Raw genomic sequence first — 14,487 nt, forward strand, 5'->3', positions numbered from 1 at the left:
GAACCTTAGGGATGTGCCCGCCGGTCGATTCGATCGATCGAAGAGTGCTGTGCCCCGCTGTCTGGGGTGCGAATCCGAAAGAAGTCCTGGTTCGCCCAGGAACAGCAGGGAGCGGCTCCCTACCGCCAAGCAGAACGCCGCTCCCCGACCCACGAAGGGGTAAGTCCATGATGCCTGGAACCTTGGTGAAGCCGCTTGTCCGGGTGCCGGTCCAGTCCGGCCCGACGGTGCGAGTACAGGACCTGACCGGTGCGGAGAGGGCGGTGGCCCTGTACGCGTCGGACATGCCGTCGGGGCGCCGTCGCCACTCATCCGAGCAGGTCCGTGAGTGGATCGTGCAGGGCGTCGAGCGGTTGGGCGTGGAGGAGATCCGCCGCCGGGGAGAGTTCTTCTACGGACATCGACTGCTGGAGTTGCACGGCCTGGTCACCGCGCAGATTCAGCAGCGGCACGAACAGCGGTTCCCGAAGCGGGGCCGCCTGAACGTGGCCGACCAGCAGGCCGCCGACAACGTCTACGGCGACCGCATGAGCGAGGCGACCAGGCTCCGCAACGGAACCGCTGCCGTCGACGGCGACTGCCCGTGCAGGGGTACGCGCTACATCCCGGCGTTCTACGACGAGGACTGCGGGCCCGTCGACATGCTGTGCCCGGTCCATGCACGGGCAGAGATCCGGCGCCACCGCGCAGGGTACGGGCAGACCTTTGACCTGCGTGACGACGTGCGTCACACCCCGCGTCACACCGGGGAGCAGCGTTGAGTACTCGTCACCTGACCGCCTCCCGTCGGCGCCTGCGCAAGGAACAGCTTGCCCGGCGCCACGGGGCCCGGTGCACCTACTGCCTGCGGCCGTTCGCTTCTCTGCGGGAGGCGACGCTCGATCACGTCGTGCCGGTGTCCCTCTTCCGGACCTGGGCGGTGGTTCACCTGATGCTCGCCTGCCGGGCCTGCAACCACGCGAAGGCGGACCGGCTGCCATTGTCCATGGCCCTCCTGCTGGCCTGGTCGACGTCCTCGGACGGGCCGACCGTCCACCCGGTGGAAGAGGTGGAAGAGCGTGCCGCCCGCCCGGTGTTCACCGCCCCCGGGGACGTGTTCACCCCGATCACCCATCGCGCCCCCGGTCTGGATAGCGGAAGCGGAAAGCCGCCGGTCGGGTCGGGTGGAAGTCGGGTGGACGTTGGTGGAATCCACCCGGCTTCCACCCCCGGCCACCTCGCATTCTGGCTGCTGCTGACCCGACTCGCGCACACTCGCCAGTCGACGGCCGCGCCCCATGAACGGTGCGGTGAACGCCGTGAACAGTCGACCCCTGGCCAGGGGATTCACCGCCGGTCGGGGAGACGTGCGGTGCGCGTCGGTCGGCTCGAACACCAGCGCCGGACGCCCCGACTGAACACCTGTGAACAGCCGACCGATCGAGGGGTGAGCGCATGAACACCAGCACTCAGCACGTGAACGGGCAGGCCCGACCGATCGACCCGACCGGCCCGGCGGACCGACCGGACGTGAACAAGTCCGAACCGGCCGTGAACACCGGTCGGCCGACCGTGAACGCCCGACGGTCGGGTGGGAAGTCGGGCGGGGACGGGGGCAAGAAGCCGTCGGCAGCGACCCTCTTGGTGGCCCTGGCACGGGAGCGGTACACGTTCGTCATGTCGACAGACGCACGCCCCTACGCGGTCGCCATCGACGGCCCGAACCTCGCGCTTCCCCTCCGAGGAAAGACCGGCGTACGGCAGCGTCTGGCCCGCCTGTATGCCGACACGTTCGACGGGGACGTTGCCTCGCAGTCGGCCCTTGCGGACGCGATGACGGTTCTGGAAGGGATCGCGGAGGACAACGACCCCGTACCCGTACACCTGCGGGTCGGCTCCACCTCAGACGGGCGGATTGTGGTCGACCTCGGCACCGCCGACGGCCGCGCGGTCGTGGTGTCCGCCGGCCGCTGGGAGGTCGTGGACCGGGCGCCGGTTCTCTTCCGCCGCTCCGGCGCCATGGCACCCATGCCCGTGCCGGTCCGCAACCCGGACGGTCTGGCCCGCTTCCACTCCATGCTGAACATGGACGAGAGCGCGTTCCGTCAGATGGCGGCGTGGATGGCGGCGGCCTGGCTGCCCGACATCCCCCACCCGATCCTGACGTGCAAGGGCGAGCAGGGCACCGGCAAGTCCATGACGGCTCAGATGGCCATCAACCTCATCGACCCGTCCCCGGCCGCCAGGCGCAGCCAGCCGCGCGACGAGAAGGCGTGGTCCCGGCAGGCATTCACCTCGTGGGCCCTGTGCCTGGACAACATCAGCACGATCCCCCGATGGCTGTCAGACACCCTGTGCAAGGCCGTGACCGGGGACGGGGTCGTAGACCGGGCGCTGTTCACCGATGACGACGTGGTGGTGCTCTCCTTCCGCCGGGTGCTGGCCATGACGACCATCGACGCCGGAGCTCTCGCGGGGGACCTGGCCGAACGGGTCCTGATGGTGGAGCTGCAGCTCATCGACGGAGCCCGCCGCCGCTCGGAGGAAGAACTCGACGCGGCGTTCACGGAAGCCCGCCCCGCGGTTCTAGGTGCACTGCTGGACCTGCTGGCCGGGGTCCTGGAAGTGCTCCCCTCGGTGCGACTGGACTCCATGCCGCGCATGGCCGACTTCGCACGCGTCCTGGCCGCCGTCGACCAGGTCACCGGCTGGCAGACCCTCCCGGACTACCTGGCCGCATCCTCGAACGTCGCCAGCGACGCCTTGGAAGGCGATCCCTTCGGATCCGCTGTCGCCGCTTTGGTGGATGAGGCCGGGACGTGGAAGGGCACCGCCGCGCAACTCCTCGAACAGCTCCAACCCGCCAGCGGAGTACGACCTCCCGACTGGCCCAAGGACCCGACCCGGGCGAGCGGGAAGGTCAAGCGCCTAGCCCCGCTCCTGCGGTCCATCGGGATCACCGTGGACGACACGCAACGTAGTCGGGACCGGACCCGTCACAAGCTCCTCACCCTCACCCGAACCGACCCGGACGAGACGTCAGCGTCCGCACTCTCCGAGCCCGACCAAGCCCCCCTCTGGCCGGAGGAACCCCCGCCGGACCTGGACAACTTCCCGCCTGACCTGCACTGACACGACCGGAACACTTCCGGGCCGGGCCGCCGAACAGTGGCCCGGACGTGTCACCCGCTGCGGACGCTGAAGCCGTCCAGCGTCCGCAGCGTCCGCACCAGCGTCCGCATTTCTCACCTCGACTGACCTGCATAAACGTGAAAGTGCGGACGCTGGAACGCTGCGGACGCTGAGTTGCATCAACTCTCTAGTACGGCACCCCGGTACACCCTCCGCGCACCGCACCCCGGACACGAGGAGTCACCACCGCCATGCCCACCGACCCCCGCGCGACCCTCCGCGCCGGACTCCCGGACCGCTACCTCACCCCCGAAGACCTCGCCGCGATGCTCGCCGTCCCGATCGAGACCGTCTACCACTGGCGCAAGCAGCGCATCGGTCCGCCCGGTTTCCGCGTCGGTCGGCACGTCCGCTACGACCCCGCCGCCGTCCGCGCCTGGGTCGACCAGCAGACCGCCCGCGACACCGCCTGACCCGCCGGGGTAAAGCCCACCCCCTCTACCCGGGAGCTCCCGGCGACCCGCCCACCGAGGCGCCGCCGGAGCTCCGTCCACCCCTTGCCGGTAGAGGGCTCCCTTTACCCCGGTAGAGGGGGAGGTAAGGGCCTCCCACCTGGGAGGTAAGGCGGGTAAAGGGAGCCTCAGGCAGCCACCTGTACAGGCCGTTTCTCCAGGGAGGCAGAGCCATCCCGCCCAGGGAGGCAGGGAGAACTCCCTCACCGCCTCCCTGACCCGCCTCCCTCCGCCTGATCAGCGCAAACAGCCGTCAGGGAGGCAGGGAGGCGCCACCCCGCACGCCCAAAAACCCCCTCAGAACAGCGCACCGGGCGGCACCCGCCCGCCTCCCTGACTCGTACTCACCGAAGGGACTCAGCCCACATGGCTGGCCACATCCAAGACCGCTGGTTCAAGACCGAGACCACCTCCGGCGGCAAGACCGTCCGCACCAAGACCGACCGCCACGGCACCGGCCTCCGCTACCGCGCCCGCTACGTCGGCCCCGACGGCACCGAGAAGAGCAAGAGCTTCCGTGACGGTCAGAAGCGCCTCGCGGAACAGTGGCTTTCCCAGATCGAGGCGGACATGACGCGTGGGCAATACGTCGACCCGCGCGCCGGCCGACTGACCTTCCGGCAGTACGCCGAGAAGTGGCTCAAGACGCTGGGCTCTGAGCCGAGCACCGTGGACTCGATGACGTCTCAGCTCACGCTGCATGCCTTCCCGTACATCGGGGCCCGCCCTCTCGGGTCGTTCCAGCCGGAGCACATCCGAGAGTGGGTGGCGACGCTCGAACAGCGTGGCATTCCGGGGCCCTACGCCCGAGCGATCTACTCCAACGTCCGCGCCGTTCTGAGCGCCGCCGTCGACGACGGTTACCTGGCTCGCAACCCCTGTTCGGTGCGGTCGGTTCGGCAACCCGTGGTGGAGCCCAAGCGGGTCGTCCCGTGGTCCGCCTCGCGGGTGTTCGCCGTTCAGGATGCCTTGCCGGAGCGCTACCAGGCGATGGTCGACCTGGGGGCAGGCTGCGGCATGAGGCAGGGGGAGATCCTTGGGGTGGCGGTCGATGCCCTGGACTTCGAGGAGGACACCCTCCACGTGACGCAACAGCTCAAACTGAGCAGGAGCAAGCCTGTCTTCGCACTGCCGAAGGGCGGGAAGGTGCGAAGCGTTCCGCTTCCCGGCCCTGTGGCCGACGCCTTGAAGGCGCACATGAAGCGTTGGCCCCCGGTCGACGTCACGCTCCCGTGGCGTCGCGCCGACGGTCCGAAGGTGACCAAGCGCCTGATTCTTTCGGCTCCGAGGGGCAACCACGTGTGGCGGACTTCCCTCAACGAAGGAGCGTGGAAGCCCGCCCTCGTAGCGGCCGGCGTCATCCCCAAACCGGAGACGGCGGAAGACGACTATGCCGCAGCACGCGAGCACGGCATGCACGCTCTCCGGCACTTCTACGCGTCAGCCCTCCTCGACGGCGGGGAGAACATCAAGGCGGTGAGCGAGTACCTGGGACACAGTGACGCCGCCATGACGCTTCGGGTCTATGCCCACCTCATGCCGAGCAGCCAGGAGCGCACGCGCAAGGCCATCACGGCCGCCTACGACAGAGGTCTCCACCGGGCCTGACGGCCCCCAGACGGCCCAGAGCAAGACTTGTGCCCCTGAAATGCCGAGAGTTGGCAGGTCAGGGGCACAACGCTGTGTGGCGACTGCTTCTCCGAGCCGGAGAAGACGAACGCCTACCTCGCCGAGATCTCGGGCGCGCAGGGCTGACAGTCGCGCGTACGGAGACCGGGCCGCCACGTCCCGCCATGCAGGCACGGACGGATGCGACGGCCCGGTTCTCACGTTTCCGGGGCGTCGTACCCGGTGTCCGCCCCCGAGGTGGCGTCCTCCGGCAGCTCCGGCAGCGTGTACGCGCTCAGCGGCTCGCCGTCCGGGTCGGGGCGGACGGCCCCCAGCAGCGGGTTCGAGGCCAGCGGCGACACCTTCACCTCGGCGCCGGGCCTGGGCGCGTGCACGACGAGGCCGTCGCCGATGTAGAGCGCGACGTGCGTCGCCTTCGGGAAGTAGACGACCAGATCGCCGGGGCGCAGTGAGCCGACCGGCACCTTCGGCAGCTGACGCCACTGCTCCTGCGAGGTACGCGGGATGTCCCGGCCCGCAGCCGACCAGGCCTGCGACGTGAGCCCGGAGCAGTCGTACGCTTCGGGCCCCTCCGCACCCCACAGGTACGGCTTGCCGATCTGCTCGACGGCGTAGCGGACGGCCTCCCCGCCCTCCTCGGACGGCGGGCGTACCGAGCTGAGCGCCCCGGAGGCGGCCAGCGCGCTCTGGGCCTCGTCGATGTTCTTCTCCTCCAGCGCCGACAGTGCGGCGAGCTGCTCGGCCGACAGCGAGGCCAGCATCGCCTCGATGCTCTTCAGCCGGGACCGCACGGTGTCGTGCTGCTTCCTCTGCTGCGCGGCCAGTACCCGCTGCCGGTGCTGAGCCGAGCGGGACCTGGCCGCCAGTGCCTCGGCGTGCTTCTCCGCGCCGGTCAGCCGGTCGACCACGGCGGCCCGGCCGGCCTGGGCGCGCTCGATGACGTGGCCCTGCTCCAGGGCACGGGCCGGGTCCTCGGCGAGCAGAAGCCGCAGGTAGACGGAGAAGTCGGTGCGCCCCTGGTACTGGTCACGGGCCAGCCGCCCCGCGTCCCGGCGACCGGCGTCCAGTGCCGTCCGGGCCCTGGCGAGCTCGGCGCGCAGCTTCCTGGCCTCGGCGGCCTTCTTCTTCAGCTCCACCGCGGTGCCGTTGTACACCTCGCCTGCCTCCTCGGCCTGCCGGTAGAGCGTCTGCAGCTGCTTCAGCAGTCCGGCCACGCTCTGCGGAGCCGCTCCGGCGGCCGGTTCCGGTTCCGGTCCTGACGGCTCGGCGAAGGCGGGGGACACGGCGACGGCCGCGGCCAGCGCCGCCGTGCAGAGGGCGCGTGCGACTCGGCCCGACACGGCATCACCTCCGGGATCAGGGGTCAGGCCAATTAGTCGGACTACCCCACAAATGATCGGATGTCATCCATCCGGTCACCCGGTGCGAGGTGACGCAAGGACCGCCCGGCGTGCCGTCCGGTGCGTGCCCCGAACAGCGGACGCGCCCAGGGTCCGGGCCGTCACTCCACGGGGAAGGCGTAGAGGGCCCGCTCCCGCTGGACGACGGCGGCCCTGCCCGTGGCCAGCACCCGGTAGGGCGCGCTGACTGTGGCGCCCTTCGGGTCCTGGGCACCGATGTCCTGGAACTTCCACAGCCGGCGTCCGTCCGCCGCGGCGAAGGCGGTCACCTGGGAGGAGTCGGCGGCGAGCAGTGTCCTCCCGCCGCCGCTCACCGTGAGCGCGGGGGTGCCGGCACCGGGCGGAACCTCGGTGGACCGTCGCCAGCGGACCTTTCCGGTCGCCCGCTCGACCGCGCCGACCTCCTGGTTGCGGTTCGTGGTGTGGAGCAGGGCCCCGGCCGGGACGGGTGTGCCGAAGACGGACGACGCGGTCCCGTTCACCGTCCACACCGGCTTCCCGGTAGCCGTCTCGAAGGCCTGCAGATCATCCCCCACCGAGGCGTACAGCCGCCCCTCCTCGTCGCCGGCCGCGGCACCGGCCGGGGTGACCGTGCCGAACTGCCGGATCCACAGCTGCTTTCCCGTGGTGCGGTCGAAGCAGCGGAAGAACGCCTTGCCCCTGCCCGCCGCGACGTCGGCGGGAGTGAGCGTGCCCGGGTCCTGGCGTACGACGAGGTCGGCGTCCCTGACGGCGGTCAGCCGGTAGGCCGGGGTGCCGGGCGCACGGCCGGCGGGGACGGCGGTGCGCCAGAGTTCCCTGCGCCGCACGACGTCGTAGGCGAAGAAGTAGGCCTTGACGACCTGTGTGTCCCTGCCGGGTTTCCGGCCCTTCTCCGGCTTGGGCGCCTTGACCGTGACGGTGTGGGAGCCGGTGAACCAGAGGACGGACCCGGACAGGCCGGTGAGCGGGGCCACCTTCATGTTCGGTACGCCGTCGAACTGGTCGACGAAGCGCACCCGGTGCACCACCCGCCCGTCCTTCGGCGACAGCCAGAGGAACTCGGTCGGGCTCGCCAGGAAGCAGAGGCCGTCGCCGGCGGCCAGGACCGACTGGGCACCTGCGGCGTCGGCCCGCTCCCAGACCTTCCGCCCCGTCCGGAGGTCGACGGCGGTGGCCCCGGCCGTGTCCGTCAGCACCACCAGCTTGTCCTGCCAGACGCCCGCGGTGAGCGGTGCCGGGGCGGCGGCCGGGTGGGAGTACATCCAGAGTGCGTCCGGTACCCGGCCGGGCACGGCGGGGCGGGGATCCGGGGACGGTTTGTCGTCGGCGGCCGGGGCGGACCCGTCGGACCCGAGGGCGGACACGGTGACCCCGCCCAGAAGCAGGCCGGCCGCACCGGCGGCGACGGCGGTGAGGAGAGCCCGCCGGCCGGTCACCGGGGCCGTCGCGGCACCCCGCGGGCCGGCCGGGGCGGTCGGGGCGGCCGGGGGCAGGGCGTGGGGGAGCGGGGCGGGCGCTCCCTGGGGTGCGGGGGCGTGCGGGGAGGCGTACGGCTGCGGTGGTGCGGGTGCGGGTGCGGGTGCGGCTGCCGGTGGCAGGGCGGCGGCCGGGGGGTGCGGTGGGGCGGCGCCGGTCAGTTCCTGGGGGAGCGCGAGCTGGGTCGTCGACCGGTCGGGCCTCGGTGTGCGCGCCCCGGTGTTCAGGAACCGGGTGGTCCGGCTGTCCTCGCCGATGTCCCCGCTGCCCTGCGCCTCGTCCGTGGGTACGCGGTCCGTGGGCGTGCCGTTGTCCGGCACCAGGTCCGTCGTCACCTCGTCCTGGACCGGGCCCACCGGCGCCTCCAGCGCCCTGACCCGTGCCGCCTGGTCGGTCACGGCTGCGGCCAGTGTCCCGGGAAGCCAGCCGCCCTTGGCGAGGCCCGCCGCGCCCTCCAGTGCCAGTTCCGCGGCCACCGAGCCCGCCCCGGGCCGGCCGTCCGGGTCCTTCGCCAGGCAGCTCGCGATCAGCGTGCGCAACTCATCCGGGACGGCGCCCAGTTCGGCCGCCCCGTGCGCGATCCTCTCCGCCGCCTCCTCCGCGGGCCCGTCGGCCAGCGGAGTCGTCCCGGTCGCCGCGTACGCCAGCAGCAGGCCCAGGACGAACAGGTCGGACGCCGGGCCCACGTCCCGGCCCTCGACCTGCTCGGGCGTGAGGTAGCCCAGTCGCACGGACAACTGCCCGCCCTCGCGGGCCTCGGCGGAGGCCGCGGCCCCCAGAGGACCGAACGCGGTCAGCCTGGGGCCGTCCTCGGCCAGCAGCACCGTCTCCGGCGCCAGCCCCTGGAGCACGGCCCCGGTGGCGTGCACCCGGGAGAGGGTCTCGGCCAGGCCCGCGCCCAGTATCCGCACGGAGCGCTCCGGCAGGGGGCCGGAGACACCGATCGCCTCGGCGAGCGTCACCGCGGGCACGTAGGCCGTGGCCGTCCACAGGCTGTCGTCCTCCGGTGGGACGAGCGGCGGCTGCACCCAGCCACCGGCCAGCCGCTCGGCGGTGCGGGCCTCGGCCAGGAAGCGGCGCCGGAAGGCGGGTGCGGAGGCGAGAGCGGGCCGGGCCGCCGTCACCACGGCGAGATCGCCGGCGTCCACGCCCCGGGCCAGGAAGTGCACGGCGCTCGCGCTCTCGCGGAAGCGTGCCAGCGTGGTGTACGGACCGAAGCGGCGTGGATCGTCCTGACGCAGCGCCTCCATGGCGCACCCCCCTTGTGACCGTGCCCTCGGCACCGGACCGCCGATCCTAGTGGCGCGGTCGCGGATGAGGCTCAGGACCCGCTGCGGGGCTTGGTCCAGGGCCACTTGGGGGTGAAGGGCTCGCGGCCCTCGGGGGTGTACTCGTACACCCAGCCGCGTTGCAGCCCGAGCCGCTTCGTATGACCCGCCGGAGCGCGCCGGTAGGCGTACACGGTGTCGGGGCCGCCGCCGGCGTCCGGCACCGGGACCTCGTACCACTTGGGCGGATGACCGGTCGGGCCGAGCAGGACGGGCAGCACCCGGCCGTCCAGGGGGCCGCCGCGGAAAGGTGTGTTCTCGCTCTTCACGGTGCCAGTCTGACCCAGGGGCCCGGGTGCGGCCCCCCGGCCCGCAGGGTGCGGCGGATGCGTACGGCCCCGGCGGGGGCCGAAGGGTGACCGGTGCGACGGGGGCGGGGGCGACGCGGCGCTGGGCGAAGGTGTCGGTGGCGGTAGTTGTGGTCCTGGGCGTGGGCGGCCATGTCGCGTGGCCCCGCGTCCGGTCGCCTACCGGGCGGACCAGCGACCGCCGGCGGGCGGGGACCCGCCGGGGATCAGTCCGCCGGTCCGTTCCCGGACGCGGTGAGCCCACGGGCCAGCAGGTGGGTCGCGGCCTCGCCGGCCGGGACCACCAGTGCCGCGAGTCTTCCGACCGGGCCGTCGGCGGTCTCCTGGCCCAGCAGGTCCGCCACCACGGACGCGGTCTCCTCGTCCGTGGCCGCCGTCACCGCTATCAGGCCGATCAGATGGTCGACCAGCCAGCCCCGGAGGTCGGAGGCCGGCGGCTGCTTCTCCTCGTCCAGCCAGATCAGGGACGCCGCCTCCACGGCCGCGATCCAGGTGCGCACCATCATCCGGAGGCGTGGCCCGGCGGGTTCCTGTCCCGGGCCGTTGCCCCGGCCCAGGTGGAGCAGGATCTGCTCGGCCGCCGACCGGCGCACGCCGTCCACGATCGTGGTCGTACGCGAGGTCTCGGCGACGCTGCCCCCGCGCAGCAACGCGCTGAAGCCGGCGTCGTGCTGGTCGACGAAGCCGAGATAGCGGTCCAGGACCCGGCTGACCCGCTCGGTCGGCGGGCCGTCGGCGGGCTCGGCGAAGCAGAGCGTCAGCTGCTCGGCGGCCGACCCGAGGGCGGCCTCGTACAACTGCTGCCTGCCACCGGGGAAGTAGCGGTAGACCAGCGGACGGGAGACTCCGGCAGCGGCCGCCACCTCGTCGATCGACACGTCGTCCGGTGCCCGGTGGGCGAAGAGCGTGAGCGCCGCGCCGAGGAGCTGGGCGCGGCGCTCCTCGACACCGAGCCGTCGGTACGCGCGGGCCGGCGGTGCTGCGGGTGCGGAGGTCATACTCCGAAGCCTAAGGCCGGCCGGCACATCGGTGGCCGAGACCCGGATCCCGCCCGGCCCGGCCCGGCGCACCGGGGGCGGCCTCAGGCCAGCAGGCCCGAGCTCTTCCACAGCCTGCGTCCCACCCCGTTGAGCACGCCGATGTCGTCGAAGAAGTCCGTGAGCCGCTTCGCTCCCGTCTGCATGACCTCCGCCCGGTGCCCGCTCGCCTTCACCTGCGCGACGGCCTCGTGGCGGTCCAGGCCGACGTTGTCGTACACCTGCGGGTTGACGAAGCAGACGGAGAAGACGCGTGCCGCCTCCCCGCAGTTGAGCCGGGTCAGACGGCGCTCCCAGAGAGGTGCGGTCACCATCTGGCGGCGCAGCTCCTCGCGTGCGTAGCGCACGTGCCGGGCCTCCTCGACCACATGGATGCGGGTCACTCCGCGCACGAGCGACTGGACGCGCTCGTCGGGGAAGGTGAGCCGCTGCATCCAGTCCAGGATCTCCTCGCCGAGCAGGGTCGCGGCGAACGAACCGGGGGTGGTGGAGATGGTCTTCAGTACCCGCGCGAGGTTGTGGTAGCGCCGGGGAACCGGGTAGCTGGGTGCCCCGCCCCACTCGATCATGCGGGCGAACATCATCGAGTGCCGGCACTCGTCGGCTATCTCGGTGAGGGCGTAGCGGACGTGTTTGCTCGTCACGGACTTGTCGTAGATGTGCCGGACGAGCAGCTGCATGAGGATGATCTCGAACCAGATGCCGAGCGATGCCAGGGACGCGGCCTCGTGCCGCGCCAGTTCCATCCGCTGTTCCTCGGACATCTTCCGCCACAGCGGGGTGTCGTAGAGGGAGACCAGCTCGGGCGGCCAGAACCACTTGCCGTCCTCGACGGCGGAATCCCAGTCCAGCTCGGTGTCCGGGTCGAAGGAGTGCTTGGCCGAGGCTTCGAGCAGGCGCGCGGCTACCTGTTCGCGGTCCTTGAGGGGGCCGAGCGCATCGCGCAGCGCCTGGATGTCCTCGTCGGTCACTGTCGTCATGGCTGAACGCACCTCGCAGAGGGGTTACCGGCGGTCAAGTTCTTGCTCACGGATTATGAGACTGCCTGTCAGCAAGGCAGTCAATCCCTTGTGCGCGACTTGTTGACCGGGCGTCTACCAACGTGTGAACCTGCCAACTGACGTCAGCACCACGGAATGCACGATCCTCGCCAGGCGAAGGAGCTGTCCGTGTCGACACACGACCTCTACATCACCCCGCCCCCAGCGCCGACATGGCAGGTACCTGCCACAGGCGCAGCCCGGTTCAGCTGGGACTACGACGACGGCCGCGAGCGCCTCCTCGCCCTCTACCAGAAGGGCAAGGACAAGCAGTGGGACGGCAACAAGCGCATCGACTGGAGCCTGGAGGTCGACCCCGCCGACCCGCTCGGCACCCCGGACGAGGCCCTCACGCTCTACGGCACCCCGCACTGGGCGAAGATGACCGAGCGGGACCGGGGCGAACTGCGCAAGCACTACACCTCCTGGCAGTTCAGCCAGTTCCTGCACGGTGAGCAGGGCGCCATGGTCTGCGCCGCGCGGATCGTGGAGTCGGTGCCCGACCTCGACGCGAAGTTCTACTCCGCGACCCAGACGATGGACGAGGCGCGGCACGCGGAGATCTACGGCCGCTTCCTGCACGAGAAGGTCGGCATGCTCTACCCGGTCAACGACAACCTCCAGGGGCTGCTGGGCGACACCCTGCGTGACTCCCGCTGGGACATGCCCTACCTCGGCATGCAGGTCCTCATCGAAGGCCTGGCCCTCGCCGCTTTCGGCATGATCCGCGACACCACGACCAGACCGCTGCCCAAGCAGATCCTCGCCTACGTCATGCAGGACGAGGCCCGGCACGTGGCCTTCGGACGGATGGCGCTGCGCGACTACTACAAGCAGCTGAGCGCCGCCGAACTGCGCGAGCGCGAGGAGTTCGTCATCGAGGGCTGCTACCTGATGCGCGACCGCCTCAGCGGCGTGGAGGTCCTGGAGAACTTCGGCATAGGCAAGCAGGAGGCCAAGGACCTCTCCGAGCACTCGGAGTACCTGCAGCTCTTCCGCAAGCTGCTGTTCAGCCGGATCGTCCCCTGCGTCAAGGACATAGGCCTCTGGGGTGAACGGCTGCAGAAGGCCTACGTGGACATGGGCGTGTTCGATCTGGGTGACTCGAACCTGGACCTGCTGATGGCCCAGGACGAGGAGGTGGCCGAGCAGCTGGACCGGGACCGCTTCGCGGTGGAGGAGCAGGCGAGGGTGGCGGAGGTCGCGGACGCGATCGCCGAGGGCGGTGCGGGTGACTGACCCGCGGCCGCCCGTGCCGCCGCCTCCGGGGGCCGGCTAGTTCTCGTCGGGCAGCTCGACCGTCTCGCCCTGCGCGTCGAGCGTCCGGGTGTTCCAGTAGGTGTCCCACTTGTCGCCCTCGTGCTCGGGGACCTTGCCCTCCGGGTAGCGGGCGTAGCCCTTGGGCGGCTCCTCCCCGTCCGGCACGCACGCGCTCCCTGCGCTGCCCACGGCCAGGACCGGGTATTCGTCGCCCCCGCAGGTGGCCTGCTGGAGGGAGCAGGCGCCGGTGAGCAGGGCGACCGTGACGCCGGCCAGGGCGAGCCCGAGTGCGGTGCGTGACGGGGGACGGAGTCTGTTGGCCGTGCGCATGGTCGGGCTCCTTCTGGTGTGTGTCGGACGGGGTCCAGCCTGCCGTGGCCGGAGGCGCGGATCGTGAGTACGCGTGCTCATATCCGGTGTACGTGCCGGGCACACGGGCCGAGGATGAGGGCATGAACTCTCCTACCCCCGCGGGCGATTCCGCAGCCGCCCGTCGCAGCCTCGAAGCGCTCGCGCTCGGTGACGCCTTCGGGGAGCGCTGGTTCCCGCTCTTCCGGCCGCCCCGGCAGGCGTACGCAGAGGTCCGGGCGCGGCGCACTCCGCACGAGCCCGTGTGGCACTGGACCGACGACACCGCACTGGCGCTGGCCCTGCAGCGGGTCCTCGACGAGTACGGGCACGTCGACCAGGACCGGCTGGCCCTCCACTACGCCCTGGCCTTCGAGGCCGACCAGGCCCGTGGGTACGGGCACGGCATGCACATCCTGCTTCCGGAACTGCTGGCCTCGCCGGCAGCCTGGCGCACCCTCGCGCCCGGCCTGTTCGAGGGCGGCAGCCTCGGCAACGGCGCGGCCATGCGGGTCGCGCCGCTCGGGGCGCGCTTCCACCAGGACGTCGGCCGCGCCGCCGAGCAGGCCGTCCTGTCGGCGGAGGTCACCCACGCGCATCCGGAGGGGGTGGCGGGCGCGGTGGCGGTCGCGGTGGCCGCGGCCCTGTCCGTGCGGGGGGAGTTCACGCTGGAGGCGGTCGCCGCGCGGACGCCCGGTGGGCAGGTGCGGGAGGGTGTGCTGCGCGCCGCGCGGGTGCCGTTCTCCACGGAGCCGTGGCGGGCCGCCGATCTCCTGGGCAACGGGCAGCGGATCAGGGCCGACGACACGGTGCCCTTCGCGCTCTGGACCGCTGCCCGGCACTCCGGCGACCTGGAGGCGGCGCTCTGGGCGACCGCGGAGGGCTTCGGTGATGTGGACACGACTTGTGCGATCACCGGGGGCGTGGTCGGAGCGGTCACCGGGGTGGACGGGGTGCCGGCCGAGTGGCGCCTCCGGCTGGAACCGCTGAGCTGACGGGGCGGAGCCCTCGGCCCGGCACCGATGGCCGCGGGTCGAATTCCTGTTCGCCCCGGTG

General features: G+C 71.7%; 13 protein-coding genes. 7 read left to right on the forward strand and 6 right to left on the reverse strand.

What is annotated here, in order from left to right; translation table 11 throughout:
* Positions 1 to 167 precede the first annotated feature (167 nt).
* From OO67_RS07960 to OO67_RS07975, 5 genes are all read left to right on the forward strand, one after another.
* On the forward strand, positions 168 to 761 hold the full coding sequence (locus OO67_RS07960) for a hypothetical protein (protein WP_244300061.1): 594 nt from the start codon (positions 168 to 170) through the stop codon (positions 759 to 761).
* On the forward strand, positions 758 to 1,438 hold the full coding sequence (locus OO67_RS36330) for an HNH endonuclease (protein ID WP_078597707.1): 681 nt from the start codon (positions 758 to 760) through the stop codon (positions 1,436 to 1,438). The genes OO67_RS07960 and OO67_RS36330 overlap by 4 nt, the downstream gene beginning before the upstream one ends.
* Complete coding sequence (locus OO67_RS07965) at positions 1,435 to 3,111, forward strand: hypothetical protein (protein WP_051709204.1); 1,677 nt, start codon at positions 1,435 to 1,437, stop codon at positions 3,109 to 3,111. Before OO67_RS36330 ends, OO67_RS07965 begins: the two co-directional genes overlap by 4 nt.
* A gap of 251 nt (positions 3,112 to 3,362) precedes the next feature.
* Positions 3,363 to 3,584 (forward strand): helix-turn-helix transcriptional regulator, encoded by a 222-nt coding sequence (locus tag OO67_RS07970; RefSeq protein ID WP_033298317.1) that lies wholly within the window; start codon positions 3,363 to 3,365, stop codon positions 3,582 to 3,584.
* Between the two features lie 405 nt (positions 3,585 to 3,989).
* Complete coding sequence (locus OO67_RS07975; RefSeq protein ID WP_033298319.1) at positions 3,990 to 5,231, forward strand: tyrosine-type recombinase/integrase; 1,242 nt, start codon at positions 3,990 to 3,992, stop codon at positions 5,229 to 5,231.
* 218 nt (positions 5,232 to 5,449) lie between these two features.
* Here the strand turns inward: OO67_RS07975 and OO67_RS07980 are convergent, their stop codons facing one another.
* The 5 genes from OO67_RS07980 to OO67_RS08000 form a co-directional block, all read right to left on the reverse strand.
* The gene (locus tag OO67_RS07980) at positions 5,450 to 6,592 is read right to left on the reverse strand and encodes a C40 family peptidase (RefSeq protein WP_033298321.1); all 1,143 of its coding nucleotides are present in this window, start codon (positions 6,590 to 6,592) and stop codon (positions 5,450 to 5,452) included.
* Between the two features lie 161 nt (positions 6,593 to 6,753).
* Positions 6,754 to 9,360: an outer membrane protein assembly factor BamB family protein gene (locus OO67_RS07985; RefSeq protein ID WP_033298323.1), complete on the reverse strand. Its 2,607-nt coding sequence runs from the start codon at positions 9,358 to 9,360 to the stop codon at positions 6,754 to 6,756.
* Between the two features lie 71 nt (positions 9,361 to 9,431).
* Complete coding sequence (locus OO67_RS07990; RefSeq protein WP_033298324.1) at positions 9,432 to 9,707, reverse strand: hypothetical protein; 276 nt, start codon at positions 9,705 to 9,707, stop codon at positions 9,432 to 9,434.
* A 245-nt stretch (positions 9,708 to 9,952) separates the two neighbouring features.
* Positions 9,953 to 10,744, reverse strand: a complete 792-nt coding sequence (locus OO67_RS07995) for a TetR/AcrR family transcriptional regulator (protein ID WP_051709206.1) — start codon at positions 10,742 to 10,744, stop codon at positions 9,953 to 9,955.
* 83 nt (positions 10,745 to 10,827) lie between these two features.
* Positions 10,828 to 11,763 (reverse strand): AurF N-oxygenase family protein, encoded by a 936-nt coding sequence (locus OO67_RS08000; protein ID WP_033298325.1) that lies wholly within the window; start codon positions 11,761 to 11,763, stop codon positions 10,828 to 10,830.
* Positions 11,764 to 11,952: 189 nt separating this feature from the next.
* Between OO67_RS08000 and OO67_RS08005 the strand changes: the two genes are divergently transcribed.
* Complete coding sequence (locus tag OO67_RS08005; RefSeq protein ID WP_033298798.1) at positions 11,953 to 13,062, forward strand: ferritin-like domain-containing protein; 1,110 nt, start codon at positions 11,953 to 11,955, stop codon at positions 13,060 to 13,062.
* Between the two features lie 36 nt (positions 13,063 to 13,098).
* Here the strand turns inward: OO67_RS08005 and OO67_RS08010 are convergent, their stop codons facing one another.
* Complete coding sequence (locus OO67_RS08010) at positions 13,099 to 13,413, reverse strand: SCO0607 family lipoprotein (RefSeq protein ID WP_033298326.1); 315 nt, start codon at positions 13,411 to 13,413, stop codon at positions 13,099 to 13,101.
* Positions 13,414 to 13,535: 122 nt separating this feature from the next.
* Here OO67_RS08010 and OO67_RS08015 point away from each other — a divergent pair, with 122 nt between their 5' ends.
* A complete protein-coding gene (locus OO67_RS08015) occupies positions 13,536 to 14,426 on the forward strand; it encodes an ADP-ribosylglycohydrolase family protein (protein ID WP_033298799.1) in 891 nt (296 codons plus the stop codon).
* Positions 14,427 to 14,487: the final 61 nt, after the last annotated feature.

The sequence above is a fragment of the Streptomyces atroolivaceus genome (genome assembly GCF_000717025.1).
Lineage (GTDB): Bacteria > Actinomycetota > Actinomycetes > Streptomycetales > Streptomycetaceae > Streptomyces > Streptomyces atroolivaceus.

Excerpts from the sequence above, each read along its gene's own strand:
- OO67_RS07960 (WP_244300061.1), top strand. The coding sequence starts at position 168 with ATGATGCCTGGAACCTTGGTGAAGCCGCTTGTCCGGGTGCCGGTCCAG.
- OO67_RS07995 (WP_051709206.1), bottom strand. The coding sequence starts at position 10,744 with ATGACCTCCGCACCCGCAGCACCGCCGGCCCGCGCGTACCGACGGCTC.
- OO67_RS08015 (WP_033298799.1), top strand. The coding sequence starts at position 13,536 with ATGAACTCTCCTACCCCCGCGGGCGATTCCGCAGCCGCCCGTCGCAGC.
- OO67_RS08010 (WP_033298326.1), bottom strand. The coding sequence starts at position 13,413 with ATGCGCACGGCCAACAGACTCCGTCCCCCGTCACGCACCGCACTCGGG.
- OO67_RS07965 (WP_051709204.1), top strand. The coding sequence starts at position 1,435 with ATGAACACCAGCACTCAGCACGTGAACGGGCAGGCCCGACCGATCGAC.
- OO67_RS07975 (WP_033298319.1), top strand. The coding sequence starts at position 3,990 with ATGGCTGGCCACATCCAAGACCGCTGGTTCAAGACCGAGACCACCTCC.
- OO67_RS08000 (WP_033298325.1), bottom strand. The coding sequence starts at position 11,763 with ATGACGACAGTGACCGACGAGGACATCCAGGCGCTGCGCGATGCGCTC.
- OO67_RS07985 (WP_033298323.1), bottom strand. The coding sequence starts at position 9,360 with ATGGAGGCGCTGCGTCAGGACGATCCACGCCGCTTCGGTCCGTACACC.
- OO67_RS07970 (WP_033298317.1), top strand. The coding sequence starts at position 3,363 with ATGCCCACCGACCCCCGCGCGACCCTCCGCGCCGGACTCCCGGACCGC.